General features: G+C 38.8%; 16 protein-coding genes. 10 read left to right on the top strand and 6 right to left on the bottom strand.

The annotated features are described in order from the left end of the window. Positions 1-70: 70 nt before the first annotated feature. From ESZ48_RS10730 to ESZ48_RS10710, 5 genes are all read left to right on the top strand, one after another. A complete protein-coding gene (locus ESZ48_RS10730; RefSeq protein ID WP_129017482.1) occupies positions 71-1,393 on the top strand; it encodes a DUF3472 domain-containing protein in 1,323 nt (440 codons plus the stop codon). 377 nt (positions 1,394-1,770) lie between these two features. Beyond that, positions 1,771-3,123 carry a Na+/H+ antiporter NhaA gene (nhaA, locus tag ESZ48_RS10725; RefSeq protein ID WP_129017481.1) on the top strand — a complete coding sequence of 451 codons (1,353 nt, stop codon included), beginning with the start codon at positions 1,771-1,773 and terminating at the stop codon, positions 3,121-3,123. Between the two features lie 432 nt (positions 3,124-3,555). After that, positions 3,556-6,336 carry an aconitate hydratase AcnA gene (gene acnA / locus ESZ48_RS10720; RefSeq protein ID WP_129017480.1) on the top strand — a complete coding sequence of 927 codons (2,781 nt, stop codon included), beginning with the start codon at positions 3,556-3,558 and terminating at the stop codon, positions 6,334-6,336. A gap of 342 nt (positions 6,337-6,678) precedes the next feature. Then, complete coding sequence (locus ESZ48_RS10715; protein ID WP_129017479.1) at positions 6,679-7,350, top strand: ferredoxin reductase domain-containing protein; 672 nt, start codon at positions 6,679-6,681, stop codon at positions 7,348-7,350. A gap of 6 nt (positions 7,351-7,356) precedes the next feature. Continuing rightward, complete coding sequence (locus ESZ48_RS10710) at positions 7,357-7,719, top strand: DUF488 domain-containing protein (protein ID WP_129017478.1); 363 nt, start codon at positions 7,357-7,359, stop codon at positions 7,717-7,719. A gap of 114 nt (positions 7,720-7,833) precedes the next feature. Here ESZ48_RS10710 and ESZ48_RS10705 read toward each other — a convergent pair whose 3' ends face one another. The 6 genes from ESZ48_RS10705 to ESZ48_RS10680 all read right to left on the bottom strand — a co-directional run bounded on the left by ESZ48_RS10705 (position 7,834) and on the right by ESZ48_RS10680 (position 17,788). Then, the gene (locus tag ESZ48_RS10705; RefSeq protein WP_129017477.1) at positions 7,834-8,289 is read right to left on the bottom strand and encodes an RES family NAD+ phosphorylase; all 456 of its coding nucleotides are present in this window, start codon (positions 8,287-8,289) and stop codon (positions 7,834-7,836) included. Positions 8,290-8,291: 2 nt separating this feature from the next. Beyond that, positions 8,292-8,711, bottom strand: a complete 420-nt coding sequence (locus ESZ48_RS10700; protein ID WP_129017476.1) for an antitoxin Xre/MbcA/ParS toxin-binding domain-containing protein — start codon at positions 8,709-8,711, stop codon at positions 8,292-8,294. 264 nt (positions 8,712-8,975) lie between these two features. Further along, a complete protein-coding gene (locus ESZ48_RS10695) occupies positions 8,976-11,834 on the bottom strand; it encodes an alpha-amylase family glycosyl hydrolase (RefSeq protein ID WP_129017475.1) in 2,859 nt (952 codons plus the stop codon). 58 nt (positions 11,835-11,892) lie between these two features. Beyond that, entirely contained in the window at positions 11,893-13,245 is a 1,353-nt protein-coding gene (locus ESZ48_RS10690) for a SusE domain-containing protein (protein WP_129017474.1), read from the bottom strand. 12 nt (positions 13,246-13,257) lie between these two features. After that, entirely contained in the window at positions 13,258-14,856 is a 1,599-nt protein-coding gene (locus ESZ48_RS10685; protein ID WP_129017473.1) for a RagB/SusD family nutrient uptake outer membrane protein, read from the bottom strand. A 28-nt stretch (positions 14,857-14,884) separates the two neighbouring features. Further along, entirely contained in the window at positions 14,885-17,788 is a 2,904-nt protein-coding gene (locus tag ESZ48_RS10680) for a SusC/RagA family TonB-linked outer membrane protein (protein ID WP_129017472.1), read from the bottom strand. Positions 17,789-18,073: 285 nt separating this feature from the next. Here ESZ48_RS10680 and ESZ48_RS10675 point away from each other — a divergent pair, with 285 nt between their 5' ends. The 5 genes from ESZ48_RS10675 (at position 18,074) to ESZ48_RS10655 (ending at position 25,920) form a co-directional block, all read left to right on the top strand. Beyond that, positions 18,074-19,114: a LacI family DNA-binding transcriptional regulator gene (locus ESZ48_RS10675; protein WP_129017471.1), complete on the top strand. Its 1,041-nt coding sequence runs from the start codon at positions 18,074-18,076 to the stop codon at positions 19,112-19,114. Positions 19,115-19,352: 238 nt separating this feature from the next. Further along, complete coding sequence (locus tag ESZ48_RS10670) at positions 19,353-20,885, top strand: MFS transporter (protein ID WP_129017552.1); 1,533 nt, start codon at positions 19,353-19,355, stop codon at positions 20,883-20,885. Next, positions 20,878-21,534: a beta-phosphoglucomutase gene (pgmB, locus tag ESZ48_RS10665; RefSeq protein ID WP_129017470.1), complete on the top strand. Its 657-nt coding sequence runs from the start codon at positions 20,878-20,880 to the stop codon at positions 21,532-21,534. Before ESZ48_RS10670 ends, pgmB begins: the two co-directional genes overlap by 8 nt. Positions 21,535-21,722: 188 nt before the next feature. Then, complete coding sequence (locus ESZ48_RS10660) at positions 21,723-24,029, top strand: glycoside hydrolase family 65 protein (RefSeq protein WP_129017469.1); 2,307 nt, start codon at positions 21,723-21,725, stop codon at positions 24,027-24,029. 40 nt (positions 24,030-24,069) lie between these two features. Then, positions 24,070-25,920, top strand: a complete 1,851-nt coding sequence (locus tag ESZ48_RS10655; protein WP_129017468.1) for a glycoside hydrolase family 13 protein — start codon at positions 24,070-24,072, stop codon at positions 25,918-25,920.

Below are 25,920 nucleotides of genomic sequence, written 5' to 3'. Positions count from 1 at the left end.
GACGGAACACCAACACATCAGTAATCACTGTTTTCAATGAATATTATTTGTGTATAAATAATTAAAAACTATGCTAAAAAAAGGGTGCCTTTTATTTCTAGTCTTACTGGTTTCTTTTACTCTGATAAGTTGCAACGCTAATAAATCCAACGAACAAGAAGGAGTAGAACTCAATTTCTCCATCCAAATCCCTGCAGGTCCAAACAGTTGGGTGGTCAATAACCCTTCCATTACTTCCGACATGATAAGTGATTCTGAAATTAAAAATTGGACCGATTTAAAAACCATAGTACACACTTATTTTAAAACCGATACTTCAGGAAAGCTCCACCTTGGTTTGAATTTGAATGTCCCAGAGGGCACTTCAAGATTAAAAGTCACATTGGCCGATCAAACCAAAACCATAAAAATAAATGCTTCAGAAGGCCAAACAATTGACATTGGTGTTTTTGATATTAAAGCCGGTTATAATGTTATTGAGCTGGTGGGTATTGAAAAATCAGGACCTGTTGTGGCCAACATTAGTGAGGTGTTAATCGGTGGTCCAGCCACTGCAGGAAATATATATTTTATTAAAGACGACTTTTATTTTGGAAGACGTGGTCCATCAGTCCATTTGACGTATGAATTGCCTAAGGAAAAGGAGATTGAATGGTTTTATAACGAAATCAATGTTCCGGAAGGTGAAGATGTCATAGGTTCCTATTATATGGCAAACGGGTTTCTGGACGGCTATTTTGGAATTCAGGTCAATTCAGAAACGGAGCGTCGCGTCCTGTTTTCAGTCTGGAGTCCTTTTGATACTCAAGATCCGAAGGAGATTCCTGACGATCATAAAATTATTTTATTGGGGAAAGGTGATGGCGTAACCACTGGCGAATTTGGAAATGAAGGCTCTGGAGGACAGAGTTATAAAGTGTACAATTGGAAAGCGAATACCTCTTATAAGTTTTTATTGAAAGGTGTTCCTGCAGAAAATAATTCAACAGATTATACCGCATATTTTTACACGCCAGAAGACAATAAATGGCATTTGATTGCGAGTTTTAGAAGACCACAAGGCAGTAGACACTTAGAAAGGTTGTATTCGTTTTTAGAGAATTTTGTACCGGCAACTGGTAATATTTCGCGAAAAGCAAACTACAATAATCAGTGGGTTTACACGACGGATAAAGAGTGGCTTGAACTGACCAAAGCTAAATTTACCGCAGACGCCACAGCTCGAAAGGAATCTCGATTGGACTATGCCGGTGGCGTGAATGGTGACCAGTTTTTTATGGAGAATTGTGGCTTTTTTAGTGATGCCACTCCAATCAATACGGAATTTACAAGAACATCAAATGGCACAGCTCCAAACATTGATTTTACGCAATTGGAAGTGCCAAAAAATTGAAATATTAAGTTGATTTGATTAGTTGGAGGGCCCGAAGAAATAATTTTTTCGGGCTTTCTTAGTGAAACCCCTGTATGCCGGCAGGCAAAACTTAAAAGCGAAGCGCATTGGGTATTGCTGTTTGAAGTAATCCCGCTTTTGGGCAGGATATGAAACTTTAATCCTAAAAGCCAAAAAGATGGATGTCGATTGTTGTTCGGAAACATCGGAATATTCCCTCCACAGGAGTACTTAGAGACTACTGCTAATCTCTCCTTCTCCGGTTAAATTTGGTCATTAATTTCAATTTCAATTTTTTTGAAAATATAATTTCAATTTTTATTGATAGAGAAGATTTAAAATCCGAAATTGTACATTAAATACAATTCTCTCCAAAAATGGGCAAAGTAACTGAGAGTATAGATGCATTTTTAAAACGAGATTCCGCACCAGGGATATTATTGATCATCGCCACTGCTTCAGCGTTGATTGTGGCCAATACCTCCTTAAATAGTTTTTATCATACGGTAATGCAGCTCAATTTTGGAATGGGGTTTAAAGATGTCTACATCTCTAAGTCCTTACATGATTGGGTCAATGACGGTTTGATGGCACTGTTCTTTTTGATGGTTGGCCTTGAAATTAAGAGCGAATTGAAATTTGGCAGTCTGACGTCTTTCAGATCGGCGATATTTCCTGTCGCCGCAGCCTTCAGCGGTGCCATGTTTCCGGCTATTATATATCTCGCTTTTAATCTAGGGACTGATTATGTAAAAGGATGGGCCATACCAATGGCTACTGATATTGCCTTTGTTATTGGTGTCATTGCGATGCTTGGTTCCAGAATGCCTTCTTGGGCTAAGGTTTTTATAACTACAATTGCTGTGGTTGATGATCTTATTGCAGTATTGGTCATCGCCTTTTTTTATACCGATGAAATCCATTGGCACGCCTTGGGAATCGCGGCGGGCTGTACCATAATACTCTTGATTCTTAACCGGAAAGGTGTGAACAGGTTGACGCCCTATCTCGTTATTGGATTTGTCATGTGGTGGGCCATTTTGGCGTCTGGCGTTCACGCCACCATTGCAGGGGTTATTTTAGCGTTAACCGTGCCTTTACGGCGCGAATGGGATATGGATCAGATAAAAAAAGTTTCTTTAAAAGGGTATCGGCTTTTTAAAGAGGCTAAGGATGATACTCACGCCATGACAAGTCCGCAGGTACATCATTTTCTTGAAAATATACATCGGGAGATGGAATCGCCATTGAAACGATTGGAACGAAAACTACACGGGCTGGTTTACTTTTTTATTATGCCGACCTTCGCTTTCGTAAATGCCGGAATTATATTTGATGCTGAAATTTTAAGTGAGGCATTTCATCTCACCATTACTTGGGGAACCATGTTGGGATTATTAATTGGAAAACCGATTGGAATTATGTTTGCCAGTTATATATTCTTGACCTTCTTCTATAAAAGTTCTAAAAACACGCCGGAAATTTGGAAACTGCTTTTCGGGATCTCGCTTCTTTGCGGTATCGGTTTCACCATGTCATTATTTATTGTGAATCTTTCCTTTGACGATCTTATTTTACAGGAAGAAGCTAAAATCGGAATTCTTTTTGCCTCTGGCTTGAGTGGCTTGCTAGGCTATCTTGTGCTTCGTAATGCTACCCGAAAACCTGAAGCAATTACTGAAGACAAGATCAGAATGAATCTATCGGATTTGCCGACACACGAAAAATGACATCTTAGAAAAAACCTAAAAACAGGTAATCGATGCTATGATTTTTGTCCAAGATTGAAATGCGACCATTTGATCCTAAATACAAGAGTTTCGAAGCTATGTTTTCTGCCGATGCCATTGATGGGAATGGATTATGAAATGCTAACTTCTGTGTTTTTCTATTCGCTATATAATTCTAGTGTTCTTTTTATTTGGATAAACTGACTTATGTTAGAACAAATTCGTAATTTTAAAGGGCTTAAAATAAAACACTGATCATCTGATTTTAGTGTTTTTACAAGTAGATTTGGAGGAAAAACAATCTTCTTATTGATTTTCTTTCATTTTCGATTTTATGAATGCGACTCCCCAACCATTCTACAAATAACCCTGTGCAGCAATGCCACTACTTGAATAGGCAATAAATACTAACATTTTTAAATCGCTGATACTATGAGTAATGATTTATTTAAAACCAAAAAGCAAATAACTGTAAATGGTAAAAACTTCACTTATTATAGTCTTGAAGAACTCTCAAAGCAAGGTTATGAGATTGATAAGCTGCCGTTTTCAATTCGTATTCTATTGGAGAATACCTTGCGTAATTTTGACGACTTCTCAGTAACTAAAGAAAACATTGAAACACTTCTTAATTGGCAACCAAAAGGGGTTGACAAGGATATTCCTTTCAAACCTGCACGGGTTTTAATGCAGGATTTTACGGGTGTTCCTGCCGTTGTTGATATTGCAGCCCTTAGGGCAGAAGTGGCTCGTAAAGGTGGAAACCCTGACAGTATTAACCCTTTGGTACCTGTAGATTTGGTTATTGACCACTCCGTTCAAGTAGATTATTTTGGTACGGATTATTCGTATCAGCGCAATATAGAAGAGGAGTACAAGCGGAATATAGAACGCTATCAATTTTTAAAATGGGCGCAACAATCTTTTGATAATTTCAGTGTGGTCCCTCCAGGAATGGGTATTTGCCATCAAATTAACTTAGAATATTTATCCAAAGGCGTCATTGAACGCAATGGAGAACTTTTCCCAGATACCGTGGTGGGTACAGACAGTCATACGCCAATGGTTAACGGCATTGGAGTTGTGGCTTGGGGTGTTGGTGGAATTGAAGCTGAAGCGGCAATTTTAGGGCAGCCGCTATACTTTATTATGCCAGAAGTCATTGGATTGAAATTGACCGGCAAATTGCCATTGGGATCTACTGCTACAGATTTGGTGTTGACCATTGCCAATATCCTAAGAAAACAAGGAGTGGTTGGTAAATTTGTTGAGGTTTTCGGATCAGGACTTGATCATTTATCGGTGCCGGATAGAGCGACTATTGGTAATATGTCGCCAGAATTTGGATGTACCATTACTTACTTCCCAATTGATGATAAAACCTTGAAATACATGCGCGAAAGTAATCGCTCGGAAGAACAGATTACTCTGGTGGAAACCTATTGTAAAACCAATATGCTATGGCGCGAAAATGAAGATCGAATCAATTACACCGAAGTTGTGGAGTTGGATGTTTCTACTATTGAACCCACCGTTGCAGGTCCGAAACGGCCACAGGACAAAATTCTTTTAAAGGATTTCAAACCCACGTTTATTGATTTGTTGAGTTCTTCTTTTGAACGTGAATATATAGAGCATGAAGAGCGGGAGTCGGTCATCCGATGGAAGAATGAAGGTGGTAATCAGCCTACTTCCCCGCCAAGAGCGATGTCTGAAGGTACAAAAATTGAAACGAATGAGCAAAACGGACTTAAAACTGTTTGGATTGATAAAGGCGAACAAAAATATTCCTTGTCTGACGGTTCAGTCGTCATTGCAGCGATAACCTCCTGTACCAACACCTCCAATCCATTTGTGATGATTGGTGCGGGCTTGGTGGCTAAAAAGGCAAGACAGCATGGTATTGATGTCAAACCATGGGTGAAAACCTCCTTGGCACCGGGATCTAAGGTCGTTACGGATTATTTGAAAAAAGCCGATTTATTAAAGGATTTAGAGGCGCTTCAATTCCATTTAGTGGGCTATGGGTGTACTTCATGTATCGGAAATTCAGGTCCGTTGCCTCCTGCCATTGCTAAAGCTGTAGATGATCATGAATTGGTGGTGTGCTCCGTGCTTTCAGGCAATCGGAATTTTGAGGCACGTGTCCATTCACAGGTGAAAATGAATTACTTGATGTCGCCTATGTTGGTCGTTGCTTTTGCTATTGCCGGGCGAGTGGATATTAATTTAACCACAGATCCTATCAGTTATGATAAAAACCAATTGCCAGTGTATCTAAAAGATATTTGGCCAACAGATGATGAAATCAATGCGGTGCTTAAGGAAGTACTTACGCCGAAAGATTTTGATAAAAACTATTCAGAGATCTTTGATGGGAATGAGATTTGGAGAAATTTAGAGATTCCAACAGGCAAGTTGTATGACTGGGACCCTGAGTCTACTTATATTAAGGAAATTCCATTCTTTAAGGATATTTCAGAAACGGCGCCACCACTTCAGAATATTGAAAATGCACGGGCACTTTTGGTGTTGGGAGACAGTATTACAACCGACCATATTTCTCCGGCAGGAGCGTTTGATGAGCATTCTGCGGCAGGAAAATACTTGATTGCAAACGGTGTCAAAAAAGAAGAGTTTAACTCTTATGGAAGCCGAAGAGGAAATGACGAGGTGATGGTGAGAGGGACTTTTGCCAACGTTCGGATCAAGAATAAACTGGCTCAAAAGGAGGGTGGTTATACTACGCATTTGCCATCAGGAGAAGAGATGAGTGTTTATGATGCCTCGCTTAAATATCAAAAAGATAATACGCCGTTAGTGGTGCTTACCGGCAAGGAATATGGAAGTGGTTCGTCTAGAGACTGGGCCGCAAAAGGCACATTTTTACTAGGGATAAAAGCAGTTATTGCTGAAAGTTATGAGCGTATCCATAGAAGTAATTTAGTTGGTTTAGGTGTGTTGCCACTACAATATGAAGCTGGGCAAACCGCTGAGAAATTAGGGTTGAACGGAACTGAGACGTTTACAATTTCAGGGATTTCTGAAGGGTTGACCCCACACAAATCTGTAGATGTTGTGGCGGAGAATGATAAAGGTGAAAGAATTAAATTTAAGGCCATTGCCCGATTGGATTCGTTGATAGATATTGAATATTACCGTAATGGTGGAATTCTGCAGTATGTGCTTAGACAGTTTTTGGATGAGAAATAGGTGAGGTGATGAGTTATGAATTCAGAATTATGACTAATTACTGGAGAAATTGAATTTGAAATCCAAGTTGAAATTGAAGTTGAAGTGGACGACAGGCAACATCCTGCTAATAACGAATACCAATAAATAATAGTTAATATTAGAATTCTGATTGCCCGTCCATGCTTTTTGCGAAGACGGGTTTGGGGATTGACGATTGTTGAAATTTCCAATTACCAACAAAATATAGAAATATCGAATATTTTGTATCCTTTATCTACATTTTGACTCTAACAGATAGAAGTTATACAAACCTCGCATTGCAATAAAAAATGCTCATCCAAAACAATTAATTTCTAAAAAATGGAAAATCAAGAAGTAACTATAAAATCGATTGAACATGCCACACATGATGTGTTGCATATAGTGGTCGAAAAACCCGAAGGTCTGGAATTTGAACCAGGACAAGCAACTGAAATATTTGTGGAGGAGGCGGGATGGGAAAATGAAGGCCGTCCTTTTACGTTTACATCGCTTCCAAAGGATGAGAATCTCGAATTTATGATCAAAACCTATCCGTTACGTAAAGGGGTCACGAACAAATTACTGTCTCTAAAAGCTGGCGATCATTTGATTGTTAATGAAGTTTTTGGTGCCATTGCCTATAAAGGCGAAGGCACCTTCATAGCCGGTGGGGCAGGAGTGACGCCGTTTATTTCAATTTTGAGGAACTTGAAGGCACAGAATAAATTGGGAAACAATAAACTTATTTTTGCCAACAAGACGAAAGACGATATCATTCTTGAAACGGAATTCCATGAGATGTTAGGTGATAATTTTATCAATATTCTATCTAGGGATACTGCTGAAGGTTTTGAACATGGACAGATTACTGAGAAATTCCTTAATAACTGCGGACTTGCTTACGACAAACATTTTTATCTCTGTGGACCGCCCCCTATGATGGAGGCTGTTGAAAAGCAGTTGGCCAATTTGAATGTGAAGAAAGAGCAAATCGTAATGGAAGCATTTTAATTTGCCATGAAACCAATCCAAATAAAACGGGTGTACGACACGCCTTCAAAAAGCGATGGCTATCGGATATTGATTGATCGGATTTGGCCCAGAGGCGTTTCTAAGGAAGAGGCCAAATTAGATGACTGGAATAAGGATTTGGCACCGTCTACCGAACTGCGAAAGTGGTTTGATCATGATCCAGAAAAGTTTGACGATTTCTCTAATAAGTATAAGAAAGAGTTAAAAGATCAATCCGAGGTTTTAAAAGAACTACGTCAAAAGGCAAAAGATCAAAAGGTGACGTTGCTTTATGGTGCAAAGGATACAGCGCATAATCAAGCAGTGGTTCTTAAAGAGATTCTGGAGGGTTTAGATGCATCAAGTTAGTGGTGTTAGTCTATGACGCTCCATGCTAGGGTAAATATGTGAAACAAAAAGAGATCAGTCGTTTTTAATTCAAATTAACTGTAAGTGGATTAATTCTTGTCAAATAAAGGGTTGTTATCCAAATAATCTTTCATCAAAAAAATAATCTTCATTTCTTACTAATGCCACCTTTTTAATAAATAACGGATGTTTGGTGTTGATTATATAATTATACTCCTTCGAAATAACGGCGGAAGGTACTTTTAGAACTAAAGAACGCTGTTCTTTATACCAATTTGAACCAATCATTTGCAATTTGTAATAGGCTTCAAACGATCGCCAATTTTGCGGTAGTTTTTTAATTGTAATTTGCTCATATAAATCCTCTTCATCGGCTATTGAGATGATCATGACTTCATACTCGGGAAGTTTGTTTATGGAATTGCGATGAACTACTAATTCTAAAGTTGATAAGGACCTCGATGCGCCTGCGTAAATAACGAACTCTCCATCTAAATTCCATCGGTTTGCTACGCCTGAACTTGATAATGCTTTTGAATGATTTTTATGTGAAATTCTGTATACTTCCATATTTAGACATTGTCACCATATTCAATTCCTGTCAATCTATCTTCAATGTATCTGATTCCAGAAATTGTTTTAAAAAAGTCAACAGGTCGCGCATCATTGAAATGAAAGTTTGGCTTTTCCAGCCATTCACTAAACGCTTCTTTAGATCCAAAAACCCGCTCTCCTTGCTTATATAGAGAGAAAAGTAGAACTAATTTCTCTTTAAAATTTATATTTAATTTGGCTTTAGAACTCCGATAATTTTGGAATGTTTTTTCACTAATTTCAAACCACTCAGAGATGACTTTATCAGTTGAGTGTGTTAAAGCCTTGAAAAGTTTGACTTGCTTTGTGCCTAGTTTTTCTGAATGTAAATAATTGACAACCTGACTATCTGAAATATTTGCTGGAATGTCTTTAATTATATCGTTTGTTGTTTCCATAATCGAAATTTTATTAAATATAAGTAAATCTTCTGAATTAATAGCGTAAAATTACTGTTTTGACAATTTTTAATTTGCTATATCATTTTTGGTAGCTCTGATTTTCAAGAGTTTCATTGGTTCTCCATCAAAAGTTTACTGTTTCCATGCGAAATTGGAATTGTTGGTGGAAAACACCAACAATGGCAGAGATTCTCTGTGAGGTAGCTATAAAAAAAGCTCCCCATTTCTGAGAAGCTTCTTTTGCTAAGTCATTTATCTAGACTATAATTTTATCAATTTTGAAGTCAACATTTGTCCGTTTTTATTCTCAATTTTAATGAGATAGATGCTTTGATTCAAATCGGAAATATCGAAACTGTTTGATGGCGTAAAGTCGCCTCTAAACGATTTGATGCGTTTCCCGGTCAGATCATAAATCTCAAGCATACTTACGTCTTTATTGACTTTAAAAGTAGTGTTGGCAGGGTTTGGATAAATAGCGAAACCTGAAATATTTTCAAAACTGTCCGTACTTAATGTGGATGCTTTATTTCCAAAAATTCTAAACTGACCTGCAGCAATGCTTACGCTTTCACTATTATAGGTGGTGCTTCCGTTGGCATCCATCAAATCATACCAAGTTTGGCCCGTCGGGATGGTGGTATTCATTGTTTTTGCAGTCACATCAAAATTTGCTAAAACAATCACTCTATTCAGGCTGCTAGTTGGTAATGTTGTATCAAAAATTTCGATAGACGGTGTCAGATTATTAGACGTCATCGTATAATCACCTTTAAAAACAGGTTCATTGGTTTTTAATGCAATAATTCGCGCCCAATCATTATAGATTTTATTTCTATTAGTGTCGCCAGTCCAATTTTGTGTCCATTGGGGTTGTGGTTTGGTGTCCAGTTTACAATCGCCGTCAGGACCACCAGGAACATTAACAGTACCATCATTACAAGTGAAAATGGAGTTTTCCATGCCCAATTCGCCAAAGTGCCAGATCATTTTTGGACCAGGAACTGTCAAAGTCACGGCACCCAAAGCAGACATGCGAGATAAAGCCGTGTTTAAATTTTTTACGTCATGGGAACTGTTTGTACTGTTTCCATATTGAAGATTTTTGTACATCAACCGCTCTTCATCATGACTTTCAGCATAACCGATAACACGTGGTCCTTGAAACGAGGGTCTTGATTTGTGTCCGATCCCACTGATATCTGCGGTAAATCCCATGGTTAATTCGTTGTAAGCATAATTCATATTGCCCCACATCATAATGCCTTTGCCTTCGTTATATCGGTAATTGGCCCATTCCTTTTCTTCGTTTTCTGACCCTAAATGTTCAAAAATTACATAATGAGAATCGTCCAGTGACCAAGAGTAGTCGGCATAATCTTTTAAAACCGCCACACGATCCGCTTGATAGGCATTGGTACAACCTTCATCATTTTCGGTACAGTTTTGTGTAAACCCTTTGGTCAAATCCCAACGGAAACCATCAATCTTAAATTCTTCAATCCAATGTTTAACGACACGTCTTACGTAATCTTTAGTTCGTGGATTAGAATGATCAAAATCAGAACCCACGTTATAAGTATGTCTTGGTGTCGTATTGAAATAGGGGTTTTCAGTACTTGGATCTCCCCAACCATCGCCATCCGGATCGTCCATCCACATGCGAACCATCGGATTTCTCCCAAAAGCATGGTTTAAGGCTACATCTAAAATAACCGCGATGCCGTTTTGGTGACAGACATCAATAAACTCTTTGAACTTATTTTCAGTGCCATAAAACTTATCCAAAGCCATATGGAAAGACGTATTATAGCCCCAGCTTTCATTGCCTTCAAATTCCATCACGGGTAAAAGCTCAATGGCATTGATATTTAGATTTTTGAAATAATCCATGCGATCAATCAAATCTTGAAAATTTCGGTTGGAACCAAAATCCCTGATCAAGACTTCATAAACCACCAAATCTTCTTTTGCAGGTTTGGTGAAATTGGAAACTTGCCAGTTGTAAGGCGTTTGACCGGTTTGTAAAACGGTCACTTCACGCTCTTGTCCTGCAGGATATGCCGGAAGGTTAGGGTAAGTGGATGCGGGAATATAAGGGTCATCAAATGGTGACAATACTAATGTTGAATAAGGATCAGCTGTTTTTACTAAAATAGGTGAATTTGCAATTGGCGTTTGGTCAACCACCCAATATTGATAAATGTTATTTTCTCCAGCAACTAAACCTGTTAATTCTAACCAAAATTTGCCAGTTGCACCGTCTTTTTTCATTGCATGGGAAGCGTTGGGTTGCCAATTGTTGAAGTTACCTGCCACATACACAAAATCTTTATTGGGTGCGTCAAGCACCAAAGTCGCCTTGGTGTTATCTGAAGTGTTGTAATTGATGCCGTCAACCATTCCAGAAGGTAAGGTTGATGAGACTGTTATGGGATTTACAATCACTGAAAATAATTTGGTGATTGTAGTTCCCGATTGGGTGGTTTCCAGTTTGTAGCTTTGGTTGGAAGTGATGTTTGAATGGGTAAAAGAATAACTAGAAGTACTGCTATTAGTGTTAATGCTCGTGCCGTTGGCTATCAGGCTGTAACTCGCATTTCCTCCCGTGTTAGTTGCCGAAATATTTAAGCTGCCACCAGAGGCAAGTATAGTGGTGCTATTCTGTAGTGGTGAAGTTAAGGTCACTCGAAAGTTCCCGACACTTAATAGAATATCTTGGCTTTTTTTGTCGCCAGTTCCGTTTTTTGCTTTGACTAGAAATCCTATTCTGCCAATACCACTTCTTCCATAAAAAGTTGTAGGCGTAAAAGTAATGCTGTAGGTGTCAGTCAAAGAATTATAAGTCAGCTTGTTGGCTTCGTCAGAGTTTTCCCAAATGCCATTGGTTGGGCTATTTTGAATATTTTGGTTATTGAGATCAAATGACCAAGCCCATAAATAAAGCGCGTTTCCGGTAACACCCCAAGTATCTTCGTTGATGCTGTTGCCATTGAAGGTTATGGAGATAGTATCATCCTCAGAAAAGCCATAAGGAGAATAATTATAAGTGACATTTTGTTGCTGCGCGTATGAAAGCGAACACAAAAATAACACTATATAAAACGTAATTTTTCGCATATTGAGAGGGTTTTAAAAAAAAAGGCTATTCAGTGAAGAATAGCCTTGGTTAAATTATTTATTTCATAGTGTAAGTCGGTCTTCCGGCATCGCTAAAATCCAGCGTAATGGTATAAGTGCCTGCAGTAACTGCAATATTGTTGTCAGGTTCTTGATCGAGAACGCCATCACCAGTAAGATCGCCATAATCTCCACCCCATGCGTCATTCATTCTAAATTTCAGTTCACCATCTACTAGCGTGATGTTTTTTAGTACCCAAACACCTGGATTGGAAAAATCTCGTGTGAATTTATAATCAGGACCATCCCAACCGTTAGGAGTGGAAGAACCTACTGCGCCCCAAATTTCAGTTGGTTCAATAGAGTATTCCAAAGTATTAAAATTGGCAGTGACCAAATAATAACCTGCAGTGACTGTGATATTGTTATCTGCGTCTTGATCGAGAACACCATCACCTGTAAGATCGCCATAATCGCCACCCCAAGCATCATTCATTCTGAATTTCAGTTCCCCGTCTTTCAATTGTACGACTGTTTTAAAACTATCGGTATTAAAATCGTATTGGAGTTTGGTATCTGGTCCGTCCCATCCATTTGGTGTAGCTGAGCCAACCAATCCCCAGTAGAATTTTTCTAGTGTATAGGTGTTGTCAGTCCAATCAATAGTGATTTTATAAGTGCCAGCAGTAACATTAATATTATTGTCAGGGTCTTGATCTAAAACGCCATCTCCATTCAAATCGCCATAATCGCCACCCCAAGCATTATTTTCACGGAACTTAATTTGTCCATCCACTAAGGTCGCATAGGCAACAATGACATTGCTTTCTTTGGTGGTATAAAAAGGTACGTCTGGACCATCCCACCCGTTTGGTGCTCCTGAACCGACAATGCCCCAAGTAGATTTAGTGATCTCACTACCACCTGTTTGTGCTTCTTGAAGGACTACAGATATGGTCTTGTTATCAGAAAACTTTTCTGTGTTGCTGCCACCGCCGCCAACATAAGCACGTATTCTTACTGAAAAGGAGCCTGTGTTTGGTTCTGGAGTTGCAGGATTTGCATCCAAACCAGCTTCAGTAGCCGCAGCCATCATTTGTCCGATGGTCATTGCAATTTCGTTACCTGAGGTTGTACCTACCAATACCGCATCACTAAAATCGCCAATTATGGAGCGTTGTAAATCATACGAAACGTTTGTTGGAACACCAAAATCGGCGCTGTTCCATGTAAAACGCTCCCCAAGATTGCTCCCGGTTGATGCTGTTAAAATGTATTCTGGCAAGATGGTATTTGTTAAAACAAATTCACCTGGTTCTTGAGCTATGAAAATGACATCGTCATCAGTTTCACAAGAATTTAGCCCAATCATGGCTAAAATAAATAAGCTAAATATTTTAAAATTTTTCATGTGTTTGTTTTTTTAATATCCTTGGTTTTGTTCTAAGTTGGTGTTGATACCTAAATCTGATGCAGGTAAAGGCATGAGGTCTCTAAAAGCTTCTGTTGTTGCACCTTGAGGCACGTTTCTTTTCCAAGGCCAGATGCCTTGATCAGAAAATTGACCAAATCTGATCAAATCCGTTCTTCTGTGTGCTTCCCAGAATAATTCTCTTGAGCGCTCAGATAAAATAAAATTGAGCGTCAAATCAGCCTGATTTATATTGCCTGAGGCGTTGGTGTAGGCTCTAGTTCTTAGTTGGTTGATATAAGTTACTGCATCTGCAGCACTTCCACCACCACCTCTAACAAATGCTTCGGCATACATGAGATAGGCATCAGCCAATCTAAACATTGGGAAATCCGTATCGGGAATATCGCCTGTAGGATCTGAACCTGCAACGCCATTGACGTCCACATTTCTAAACTTCTCTACCGCATATCCTTGGGTAAACGTTGAGGTGTTATTAATTTCTTTTGTTTGACCATCGGTGTAAAACAAAGCTCTTCCGTCGGCAGAGTTCGCTTCTCCTGGAAATTGTTCCACCAATGCAGATGTGGTTCTCAGACCTGCCCATCCACCATTAATTCCATAATCAGCAGGTTTCATACTGCCGCCAACGGCTGCATGGATCAAGAAGGTCATCCCTCCAAACGATTGGGTGTGCAACCCATCAAACGTGATTGGAAAAATAACTTCTGATTGTGAACCATTCGTGTCATTATCCGCTAAAAACAAATGGTAATAAGGATTTGTTGGGATGGTGTATCCTGCCCCGATTACTTTAGTGGTATAGGTAATGACTTCAGAATAACGAGGTGAGCCTGTGTACACTTCGGCATTCAAGTAAATCTTGGAAAGCAACATCCAAACTGCAGCTTGGTCAGCTCTTCCATATTCGTTTTGTCTTGCTGCAACAATATCATTTTCAATAGCCAGCAATTCAGATTCTACGTAAGTAAAAAGATCTGCACGTTTAATTTGTTGCGGTAAGAAAGCTCCAATTGGGTCTTCTTCTGTAACAAATGGGACGTTTCCGAATAAATCCATAGCATGCCAGTAAGTTAAAGCACGCATAAAACGGGCTTCAGCGCGATAGTTCTGGATTTCAGAACGTAGGCTGGCGTCAACCCCACGAGCATCTAATTTAGCATCGGAAGTCTGACGTAAAAACTCATTGGTCAATGCCACTTGGTAAAATATTCTACTGTACATGGTGCGGATAAACTCGTTACCAGACGTCCATGTTTGGGCATGTAAATCTTTAATGGTGCCATCATTCCATCCAACTATTGCTTCATCTGTAGTGAGTTCCTGCATGGACCAATACAAACGTAAATAATTGGAAAACCCTTCGTCCAATCCAGTTAAATCCGGGTTTCCCGCTGGTCCTTCCTGTCCACTGACAGAGATTCCTGCATATAATTTAGCTAAAAAAGATTTATAGGCGCCAGGCTCATCAAAGGCCGCACCAGATGTGAGGCGATTGTCTTCAGGTTGTAAATCTAAATTGCTCTCACAGGATTGTGCGAAAAGCACGATTGTAAAGGCAAGAAAGATGTTTTTTAGTGTTCTTAACATAACATTGTGTTTAATATTATTCATGATATTAAAATGTAAAATTTAGTCCCAATACAAAAGTTTGAGGTCTCGGATAGAAATTGTTATCTATACCGTTAGAAATCTCAGGATCTAAACCTTTGAATTTTGTTAGCGTCAATAAATTGGTTGCCGTTAAAGATATTCTCAAGTCCACTTTTTCACCAGGAATTAAATACCCTAGCGAAACGTTGTCCAATTTGACGAAATCCGCTCGGCTGATATAATAATCAGAAAAGAGATTTTGATTTTTGAAATTTGTATCCAACACATTTGAATGACCGTTCACGTAATATTGACCAGGTGCATCATTGATCGTGGTGATATTTCCTCTGTCTGAAGCGACGTTATCATACATGTAATTACCAAAGCTTCCTCTAAACGTAAAACTAAAGTCTAAGTTCTTATAATTTAAAGTGTTGGTGAATCCCATATACGCATCAGGAGATGCTTTTTTATAAGCTTGTTTATCTGCTTCGGTAATTTGGTTATCGCCGTTTACATCAACATAAGCTCCTTCTATAGGTTTTCCGGCCGTATCATAAACTTGTCTAAATACATAAAAAGTAGACGGATCTAAACCTTCTTTCCACAACTGGATATTGTTACCTACACCACCGCTAATGCCGCCTTGGGCGATAAAAAAGTTAGGATCTTCACCTAGGCTCAATTTCGTGATTTTATTTTCTTGGAAAGTGACGTTAAAGCCCAAGTCCCAATTAAAATCTGTTGATCGTGCCAAGGCACCGTTTAAACTGATCTCAATACCTTTACTTAAAACAGATCCGACGTTGGTGGTCAATAAATCTGAAAGATTCGAACCTGCCGCTGTTGGAATAGTGGCCAACAAATCTGTAGTTTCTCTATAATAAGCATCAACAGTTCCTGTTAAACGCTCATTGAAGAATCCAAAATCTAAAGCAACGTTGTATTGTGACGTTTCTTCCCATTTAAGGTTTTCATCAAACTCCTCAGGGCGTAACGTGTTTATAAATTGTGGAACACCATTGACATATCCAAATTGAACACTGGCGTCTGATCTACCTGGGCTGTAAATACCTAAGTAGCCGTAATTTTGACCAATCTCCTGTTGACCGGTTTTACCCCAACCTGCTCTCAATTTTAGATTTGAGAACAATGAATTTTGTAAAAATTCTTCATTGGTCATTTTCCATCCTATAGAAACACCTGGGAAATTACTCCATCGGTTATCTTCTCCAAATCGTGAAGATCCATCACGTCTTAAAGACAAAGACAATAGATATTTATTGTCAAAGTCAAAACTTGCACGTGCGAAATAAGACTCTAATGCGTTTCTATTGATTATTGTTGGACGTTGTATAAGACTACCAGAAGATTCTGTTTCACGACGATCAGATTTGATATAAAACTCTTGATATGAATGTCCTGCAGTTAAATCCATATTTGTATTGATGGATTCTAATTTTGTTTTATAATTGAAATAGAAGTCCAACAACGAGTTTCTGTTGAGTCCTTCGTAAAAGTTCTCGTAATTAATACTTCCCGGTTTATTAGGGCTGGCAGGGCTGTATTGCTTACCTGAAAGCTCAGAATAATCAAGACCTGCATTCAAATTGAATTTTAAACCTTCCAAAAACGGGAGGTTGTAGTCGATATTGAAATTCGTAATATTTCGTTGGTTACGAGCTCTGTTATTATTGTTGGCCAATGTGAAAACAGGGTTGGTAAACGCCAAGTTCTGACCTACATGCTGAAAGAATGATCCATCCGGATTGTATACCGCCTGTGTTGGGTCAAATCCTACCGCTGCACCAATAGCACCGTGATCGGCAAACTTATTGTCGTCTATAATCCCTTTTGTGGTTAAGGTCAATTTCAAATTATTGTTTAAAAGACGTTTAACTGCTGAAAGGTTGATGGAATTACGTTCGTATAAATCGCCAGTTAAAATCCCCTGTTGTGAGGTGTGGTTAATGTTGGCACGGAAATTAAAACTTTCATAACCTTTTGAAACCGTGACATTATGTATGGCTCCAACGGCAGTTTGATAAATATGTTTCTGCCAGTCTGTGTTGGCATTTCCTAATAAACTAGCATTGTAATTGGAGTCCGTGAGGGCAATTGCTCTCACTTGATCAGCAGAAAGCACATCCACATAATCGCTTACTGTTCCAACAGACGCTTTTAAATCGTATTCTACTTTAAACGGCGAATTGGTCTTTCCTTTCTTGGTAGTGATCAAGATCACACCATTTGACGCTCTCGAACCATAAATTGCAGTTGCAGAAGCATCTTTTAAGATGACAAAATCCTCAATGTCATTTGGATTGATGGCATTCAATTGATTTCTTACACCTTGCACGCCACGTTGGTCCAATGGTAAACCATCTACAACAATTAACGGAGAGTTGTTTGCGGATAATGAAGCACCACCTCTAATTCTGATTTCAGAGCCACCACCCGGATCTCCACCTCCGGAAGTGATACGTACCCCGGCAGATTTACCTGCCAACAATTGCTCAGGAGATACAATGGCACCTTGATTAAATTCTTTTTCACCAATTTTTTCAACCGCACCTGTAGCGTCTTGCTTAGTTGTTGAACCATATCCAATCAAAACGATTTCGTCCAATTGAGCAGTATCCTCTATAAGCACAACGTTCAATCGCTGTTGTCCTGTATAGATGATTTCCTGAGATCCATATCCAACATAAGAAAACACGACAACATCGCCGTTATTTGCGCTGATGCTGAAGTTACCATCAAAATCTGTAGTAGTTCCTGTGGTAGTTCCTTTAATTACAATATTTACGCCCGGTAGGGGTAATGCATTAGCTTGATCTGTTACAGTCCCAGAAACAGTGGTTTGAGACCACATGACTGAGGGTATTAAAAATACCAATAACATTAAGCTATTCATAAATGTTTTCATACACTATTTTTAAAGTTGATTGTGTTAATAATTCACTTATATTTTCACTTCTTGGGTTAAACTTAAATAAATTTTAATTGGATTGCAGAATTAACATTGTCATATTCATAGCGAAAACGTTTTCGTGTTGACAACTTTTTTGTGTTTGGGGGGAATAATTTAAATATAATCAAAATAACGTTCAATTAGTAACAATGCCATACCTTTAGTTTTCGCTATTGAATTTGTGGTTAATTATAATTACATTATTGGCAATTAAATGCCATCTTTTGGCGATAGGTTATTATGAAGAAGAAAATTACTTTAAAACAAATAGCAAGAGAATTGGATGTCTCTATTTCAACAGTGTCTAAAGCGCTGAGAGACAGTATAGAAATTAGCGAAGATACCCGGCAAAAGGTACAGGCTTTTGCCAAACTTTATAACTATAGGCCCAACAACATCGCACTGAGTCTTAAAAACCGAAAAACCAAAACCATCGGGGTTATCATTCCAGAAATTGTCCATCATTTTTTCTCAAAAGTCATTAGTGGGATTGAGTTGGTTGCGAATAAAAGAGGTTATAATGTCATTATTGGGCTTTCCAACGAATCCTTTGATAAAGAGGTGATCAACATGCAAATGTTGGCCAATGGTAGTATTGACGGATTTATCCTTTCCATTGCCAAGGAAACTTTACAACAACAAGATTATCATCATTTTAAGGAGACCATTAACCAAGGAATGCCTATCGTGATGTTCGACCGTATTGTGAATGAGATCCACTGTGATAAAGTGATCATTGATGACTTAAAAGGCTCAAAAAATGCGGTGTCAAAACTGCTGTCCAATGGCTGTAAAAACGTGGCCATTATTACTACAAAAGATTATGTTAGTGTTGGAAAACTTAGAACTCAGGGGTATTTGGAAGCTTTAGAAGCTTATGAAATTACTCCAGATACAGATTTAATCCTAAAGGTAGATGACGAATTGGTTTCTGACGACCGTTTGGAATCCTTGGAAAGGGAGATTGAGGGCTTGTTTCAGAATAATAAAAATATCGATGGTGTTTTTGCTGTGAATGAGCTGTACGCCATTATAGCTATGAAAGTGGCTCGTAATCTGGGCATGAAAATCCCAGATGATATTCAGTTTATTGGCTTTACCGATGGCGTGCTTTCTAAGCATGCCACCCCGAGTTTGTCAACGGTAAGTCAGCACGGCCAGGAAATGGGGGAGGCTGCAGCAAAACTGCTGATAGACAACCTTGAGCGTGATGACGAAGAAGAGCGGTATACCACAATTGTTATTGAAACCGAGCTCATTGAAAGAAACTCGACAAAATAAGAAGTGCTTTTTCTGGGATGAAAGGAAAAGATCCATGGTGATTTTAGCGTAAGGCTTTAAGACGTAGAACATAAGTTGAATTCATTTCCTAAAGAATTTACAGAAGCACCAAAAACATATTGCAGATTTAAAAACTTTACTATCTTTACCACATAATCAAAACTTTGTTTTCACTTCTTACAAATAAGTTTTGATAAGTTTTATCGCTTATCAATAGTATTAATTTAAACATACTATGATGAAAAAGCGTACGCTTGGATTTTGGGAAATCTGGAACATGAGTTTCGGATTTTTAGGAATCCAAATGGGTTTTGCCCTACAAAATGCTAACGTTAGCCGTATTTTCCAAACTTTAGGAGCAGAGATTGATGACATTCCAATCCTCTGGGTGGCTGCGCCATTAACGGGTTTAATTGTTCAGCCCATTATTGGCTATTTAAGTGATAAGACTTGGCATTCCCGTTTGGGACGTCGCCGGCCTTATTTTTTGATTGGAGCCATTTTTGCCTCCTTGGCCTTGTTTGTGATGCCCAATTCACCCGTGCTTTGGGTGGCGGCAGGTATGCTTTGGATATTGGATGCCTCCATAAATGTTTCCATGGAACCATTCCGTGCCTTTGTGGGTGATAATCTTCCCGAAGAACAGCGAACGAGAGGTTTTGCCATGCAAAGTTTTTTTATTGGGATTGGTGCCTATGTGGCGTCAAAGCTGCCGTTAATGCTCACCTATTTTGGAGTGGCCAATACTGCGCCAGAAGGAATTATTCCTGATTCTGTAAAATACTCGTTTTACATTGGTGGTGTGGCTTTTTTCCTGGCTGTTTTGTGGACGGTTATAAAATCGAAAGAATACACGCCTGAAGAAATGAAAATTTTTGAAGAACAGGAAAAGGAATTCAAACCTGTACGTGAAAGTTTTTCTGAAGAGTGGTACCAAAAAAACGGAAAATCACATCTGAACAAAGGACTCCTCATTTTGGCCGTGGGTTTAATCTCCAGTTATTTGGTTTATACCTACGATCTGAAAAAAGATCTTTATGTGCTTACTTTAGGACTGATCACTTTTGGTGGGATCGCCCTTATTATTTCAGGGTATTTGCAAACACATAAAACCAGAAATGGTTTTGTAAATATTGTGAATGATTTCCAGATGATGCCAAAGGTCATGAAGCAATTGGCATGGGTACAGTTTTTCTCGTGGTTCTCATTATTTTCTATGTGGATTTACGCCACTGCTGCGGTAACTGAACATATTTATCAAACCACCGATACCACCTCTATAGCTTATAATACGGGAGCAAACCAAGTGGGCGAAATGTTTGCCAACTACAATATTATCGCTGCTGCGGTGGCTTTTTTACTGCCTTTATTGGCAAAAGCAACCAGCCGAAAATTTACGCATTTCTTGGCTTTGGTGGCAGGCGGACTTGGGATGATGTCACTTTACTTCATCACCAATCCAACAACATTCACCATGGAATGGTTACCAATGATAGGCGTGGGAATTGCTTGGGCCAGTATTTTATCTGTGCCTTATGCCATGCTTTCAGGTGCGCTTCCAGCTTCAAAAATGGGTTATTATATGGGCGTGTTCAACTTCTTTATTGTGATTCCGCAATTGGTGGCCGCTTCAATACTTGGATTTTTGGTGTCCAAATTTTTTAACAACGAACCTATTTATGCCTTATTGATTGGAGGCTGCTCAATGATTTTGGCAGGCATTCTTTCATTAATGGTAAACGACAAAGTAAATACAATAAAACATGACTAGAAAAGCATTCATCTTTGACCTTGACGGTGTGATTGTGGATACCGCAAAATACCATTTTTTGGCTTGGAAAAAATTGGCAGGTAGTATCGGTGTTGATTTTACCGAGCATCAAAATGAACAGTTGAAAGGTGTCAGCAGAGTCAAATCTTTGGAGAAAATTCTTGCTTGGGGGAATAAAACCATTAGCGAAGCTGAATTCACAAAGCTCATGGCACTTAAAAACACCGATTATTTGACCTATATCGATAAGATGGACGAACAGGAAATTCTTCCCGATGTCACCAAAACTTTAGATTTCCTTAGAAATGAAAACCAGCACATCGCTTTGGGCTCTGCAAGTAAAAATGCACGAATGATCTTGGAAAAAGTAAATATCCTCGAAAAATTTGACGTCATCGTTGATGGAAATGATGTCACTAAAGCCAAACCAGATCCCGAAGTGTTTTTAAAATCAGCCCAACATTTAAATGTTCCCCCCGAACATTGCATTGTTTTTGAAGATGCGGTAGCGGGAATTCAGGCTGCGAACAATGCCGGAATGATTTCCATTGGAATTGGCAAAAAAGACATACTTCATGAAGCCGATTATGTCTTTACCGATTTTACGGAAATTGACATTGATTTTTTAAACGAGTTAATCAGCAAGTAGTACAAAGTATTAAGAAAGAATAGTAATAAAAAAGAACAACCTCATTGCGACCCTTGCGAAAAGCCTTGCGTCCATTGCGGTTAAAAAATAAATAAACCACTAAACGTCATTCCGAGCGAAGTGAAGGAATCTCATAATAAAACCGTCATATTATTTCAATCCTCGGAATAGCTTAATAATTATAAAAAATGAATCAAAATTATATCGTACCAAACAATTGGTCCATCATTGAAGAGGGCTTTGAAGCCGATCGTGTCAAATCTTCTGAAAGTATTTTCAGTATTGGTAATGGTGCCATGGGCCAGCGTGCCAATTTTGAAGAGCACTATTCAGGAAAAACATTTCAGGGCAGTTATGTTGCCGGTGTTTATTATCCAGATAAAACCAAAGTAGGGTGGTGGAAAAACGGATATCCGGAATATTTTGCCAAAGTACTTAACGCTCCAAATTGGATTGGAATCAATGTCAATGTCAACGGTGAAGCCTTGGATTTGGCAGCGTGTAAAGAGGTCAGAAATTTTAGAAGGGAACTCAACATGAAAGAAGGTTGGTTGTCCAGAAGTTTTGAAGTGACGCTTCAAAATTCCATCGACCTAAAAGTGGAAACCAAACGCTTTTTGAGTTTGGATATGGATGAGGTTGGCGTCATTCAGTACAATGTAACGCCCTTAAACAATGACGCCCAAATAGTTTTTGAGCCTTATCTCGATGCCGGAATCACCAATGAGGACAGCAATTGGGATGATAAATTCTGGAATATTTTAAGTGTCGGTTCTGAAGGCGATCAAGCGTTTATTGTGTCGCACACCATGATTACTAATTTTCATGTGTGTACCGCTATGCAGACCCAATTGTCTTTAAACGGGAACGTTTTAAATGACACCAAGACCATAAACAAAACTGATAAAACCATTGCTTTTGAATACAGTTCAAAAGTAAACAGGGGAGATACGTTGACGATGACCAAATTCGGCGGCTATACCGTGGATCGCTATCATGATAAAAACGACTTGGTTTCGATTGCAAAGAAAACCTTGACCAACGCCTCAAAACTTGGCTTTGATCACATGCTTAAAGACCAAAAAGAAGCATGGGCAAAGATATGGAAGATGTCAGATATCACTATTGAAGGCGATGTCAGCGCACAACAAGGAATTCGTTTCAATATCATGCAACTCAACCATACTTATTTAGGTAAGGATGCGCGTTTAAATATTGGTCCGAAAGGGTTTACGGGTGAAAAATACGGCGGTAGTACCTATTGGGATACGGAAGCCTATTGTATTCCATTTTATATGGCAACCAAAGATCAAGAAGTAGCCAGAAATTTGTTGACCTATCGTTACAATCACTTGGAAAAAGCCATTGAAAATGCCCAAAAACTCGGATTTAAAGATGGTGCTGCACTCTATCCTATGGTGACCATGAATGGTGAAGAATGCCACAACGAATGGGAGATTACCTTTCAGGAAATCCACCGTAACGGTGCCATCGCCTTTGCAATTTTTAATTTCCACCGTTATACCGGCGATTTCAGCTATATCCCAGAAAAAGGATTGGAAGTGTTGATCGCTATTGCACGTTTTTGGAAGCAGCGCGCGACGTTTTCGACGGAAAAGAATAAGTATGTGATCTTGGGGGTAACAGGACCAAATGAATACGAAAATAATATCAACAATAATTTCCACACAAATTATATCGCACAATGGTGCCTTAATTACACTTTGGAAATCATTTCTAAAATGAAGGATGACTATGCTTCAGATTTGACACGTGTTGTGGACGAAACAAAGTTATTAGACAGCGAACTATCAGATTGGAAAGAGATCGCTTCAAAAATGTTTTTCCCATATTCAGAAGAGCATCAAGTGTATTTACAGCAAGATGGGTTTCTGGATAAGGAATTGATTACAGTAAAAGATCTGCCAAGATCAGAGCGTCCAATCAATCAAAAATGGTCTTGGGATCGGATTTTGCGTTCGCCTTATATTAAACAGGCAGACACACTTCAAGGATTTTATTTCTTTGAAGATCAATTTTCGATAGACGAACTGGAACGCCATTTTGATTTTTACGAACCGTTTACCGTCCATGAAAGTTCCTTATCGCCATGTGTACACAGCATTCAGGCAGCAAAATTAGGAAGAATGGAGCAAGCTTACCAGTTTTATGTACGTACCGCAAGATTGGATTTGGACGATTACAACCACGAGGTTGAAGAAGGATTGCATATCACCTCCATGGCAGGCACCTGGATGAGTATTGTGGAAGGTTTTGGCGGCATGCGCGTTATTGATAACAAACTGTCCTTTGAGCCTAAAATCCCTGAGCAGTGGGATTCTTATGCATTTAAAATCAACTTTAGGAATCAGATTCTTGAAATAAGCGTTGGTAAAACCGAAACGAAATTTGAATTGGAAGGCAATCAAGCTATGGATATTTTGGTTAATGGAAAAGTTATTACCATAAATCCGAATGATGCAGTAACAGTCTAAGCTGATCGTTATCTGATTATAAATTCAAAAATGAGATAGAATGAAGAATTTATTGAGCATTTTAATACTACTTTTAAGCATGACACTTTTTTCGCAAGTAGAAAAAATAGAGCCTCCTTTTTGGTGGACGGAAATGCATAATCCAGAACTTCAATTGATGGTTTATGGTAAGGATATCGCGCAATATGATGTGGCTTTTTCAAACACAATCCAAATTACCGATATTAAAAAAACCGAAAACCCAAACTATTTGTTTGTCACCATCAATACCAAGAATATAAGTCCTGGTACCTATGAACTTCAATTTTCAAAGGACAATAAAATTCTTGAAACAAGGTCGTATGAGTTGAAATCGCGTCGTGAGAATTCAGCCTTAAGAAAAGGCTTCGATTCCAGCGATTTGATTTATTTGATTATGCCCGATCGGTTTGCCAATGGAAATCCGGATATCGACAGTACCGAAGACACTCTTGAAAAAGTGAATCGGGAGGAACTTTCCGGTCGCCATGGTGGCGATATTCAGGGCATCATTAACCATCTGGATTATTTGGACGATTTAGGTGTGACGGCAATTTGGAGCACGCCTCTTTTGGAAGACAATGAGCCCATTTATTCGTATCATACCTACGCGCAGAGCGATTATTATAAAATTGATCCGCGCTTTGGAACCAATGAGGATTACAAACGACTGGCATCAGAAATGCACAAGCGCGATATGAAACTTCTCATGGATTATGTGACCAATCATTGGGGAAGTAAGCATTGGATGATTCTGGATTTACCAAGCAAGGATTGGATCCATTATTGGGAAAATGGCGAAAACGGATTTCAAAGAAGCAGTTATAGAATGACCACGCAATTTGATTCCAACGCCTCTGAAGCCGATAAAGAAGCTTGTATGAACGGTTGGTTTGATACTACCATGCCAGACATCAATCAGAAAAATCCATTGGTGTTGAACTATATGATCCAGAATGCCATTTGGTGGGTGGAATTTGCTGATCTGGACGGATTTCGTGTAGATACATATTCATATAATGATAAAGATGGTATTGCCAAATGGACCAAAGCAATTATGGACGAATATCCTAATTTCAATATCGCTGGAGAAGTTTGGATGCACAATCAGGCACAAATGGCTTATTGGCAAAAGGACAGTAAAATAGGAGCCATAGATAATTACAATTCCCATCTGCCAACCGTTATGGATTTTACCCTTCACGACGCCATTCTGAAAATGTTTTTAGAAGATGAACAGGGTTGGGATAAAGGGATGATTAGGGCTTATGAAAACTTTGCCAATGATTTTCTATATCCAGATATCAACAACATGTTTGTGTTTGCTGGCAATCATGATACCAATCGGATCAATGACATTTATGGATCTGATGTCAGCACCTATAAAATGATCATGACACTTATTGCGACTGTCCGAGGGATTCCTCAGGTTTATTACGGTGACGAATTGGGGATGTTGGGAAATAAGGATTTAAAAGGTGACGGAGATATAAGACGTGATTTCCCTGGAGGATGGGAAGGCGATCTTATGAATGCGTTTACCGCCGAAGGAAGAACTGCAGAACAAACCGAGTATTTCGAGTTTTCAAAGAAAATTTTTAACTGGCGAAAATCGAAATCAGTCATTCATACGGGTAAAACCATGCACTTTGTACCTGAAAACAATGTCTATGTTTATTTTAGATATAATGCTCAAGATAAAGTGATGGTGATCATCAATAACAATCCTGAAGTTCAAATTTTAGATTTAAAACGCTTTGGAGAAATGATAGGTCCAACATCGAATGGAAACGAAATATTGTCAGGAGAAAGAATATCTTTGGAAAATACTTTGACCATTGACGGAAAAGCGTCGATGATCATTGAGTTTTAA

It is taken from the genome of Gelidibacter gilvus, assembly GCF_004115975.1.
GTDB lineage: Bacteria > Bacteroidota > Bacteroidia > Flavobacteriales > Flavobacteriaceae > Gelidibacter > Gelidibacter gilvus.
The sequence above is the reverse complement of the archived record's forward strand: the minus strand, read 5'-3'. Positions and strand labels throughout refer to the sequence as shown.

Bases quoted from the DNA above. Each gene is read 5' to 3' on its own strand.
- ESZ48_RS10730 (WP_129017482.1), top strand. From the start codon at position 71: ATGCTAAAAAAAGGGTGCCTTTTATTTCTAGTCTTACTGGTTTCTTTT.
- nhaA (WP_129017481.1), top strand. From the start codon at position 1,771: ATGGGCAAAGTAACTGAGAGTATAGATGCATTTTTAAAACGAGATTCC.
- acnA (WP_129017480.1), top strand. From the start codon at position 3,556: ATGAGTAATGATTTATTTAAAACCAAAAAGCAAATAACTGTAAATGGT.
- ESZ48_RS10715 (WP_129017479.1), top strand. From the start codon at position 6,679: ATGGAAAATCAAGAAGTAACTATAAAATCGATTGAACATGCCACACAT.
- ESZ48_RS10710 (WP_129017478.1), top strand. From the start codon at position 7,357: ATGAAACCAATCCAAATAAAACGGGTGTACGACACGCCTTCAAAAAGC.
- ESZ48_RS10705 (WP_129017477.1), bottom strand. From the start codon at position 8,289: ATGGAAGTATACAGAATTTCACATAAAAATCATTCAAAAGCATTATCA.
- ESZ48_RS10700 (WP_129017476.1), bottom strand. From the start codon at position 8,711: ATGGAAACAACAAACGATATAATTAAAGACATTCCAGCAAATATTTCA.
- ESZ48_RS10695 (WP_129017475.1), bottom strand. From the start codon at position 11,834: ATGCGAAAAATTACGTTTTATATAGTGTTATTTTTGTGTTCGCTTTCA.
- ESZ48_RS10690 (WP_129017474.1), bottom strand. From the start codon at position 13,245: ATGAAAAATTTTAAAATATTTAGCTTATTTATTTTAGCCATGATTGGG.
- ESZ48_RS10685 (WP_129017473.1), bottom strand. From the start codon at position 14,856: ATGTTAAGAACACTAAAAAACATCTTTCTTGCCTTTACAATCGTGCTT.
- ESZ48_RS10680 (WP_129017472.1), bottom strand. From the start codon at position 17,788: ATGAAAACATTTATGAATAGCTTAATGTTATTGGTATTTTTAATACCC.
- ESZ48_RS10675 (WP_129017471.1), top strand. From the start codon at position 18,074: ATGAAGAAGAAAATTACTTTAAAACAAATAGCAAGAGAATTGGATGTC.
- ESZ48_RS10670 (WP_129017552.1), top strand. From the start codon at position 19,353: ATGAAAAAGCGTACGCTTGGATTTTGGGAAATCTGGAACATGAGTTTC.
- pgmB (WP_129017470.1), top strand. From the start codon at position 20,878: ATGACTAGAAAAGCATTCATCTTTGACCTTGACGGTGTGATTGTGGAT.
- ESZ48_RS10660 (WP_129017469.1), top strand. From the start codon at position 21,723: ATGAATCAAAATTATATCGTACCAAACAATTGGTCCATCATTGAAGAG.
- ESZ48_RS10655 (WP_129017468.1), top strand. From the start codon at position 24,070: ATGAAGAATTTATTGAGCATTTTAATACTACTTTTAAGCATGACACTT.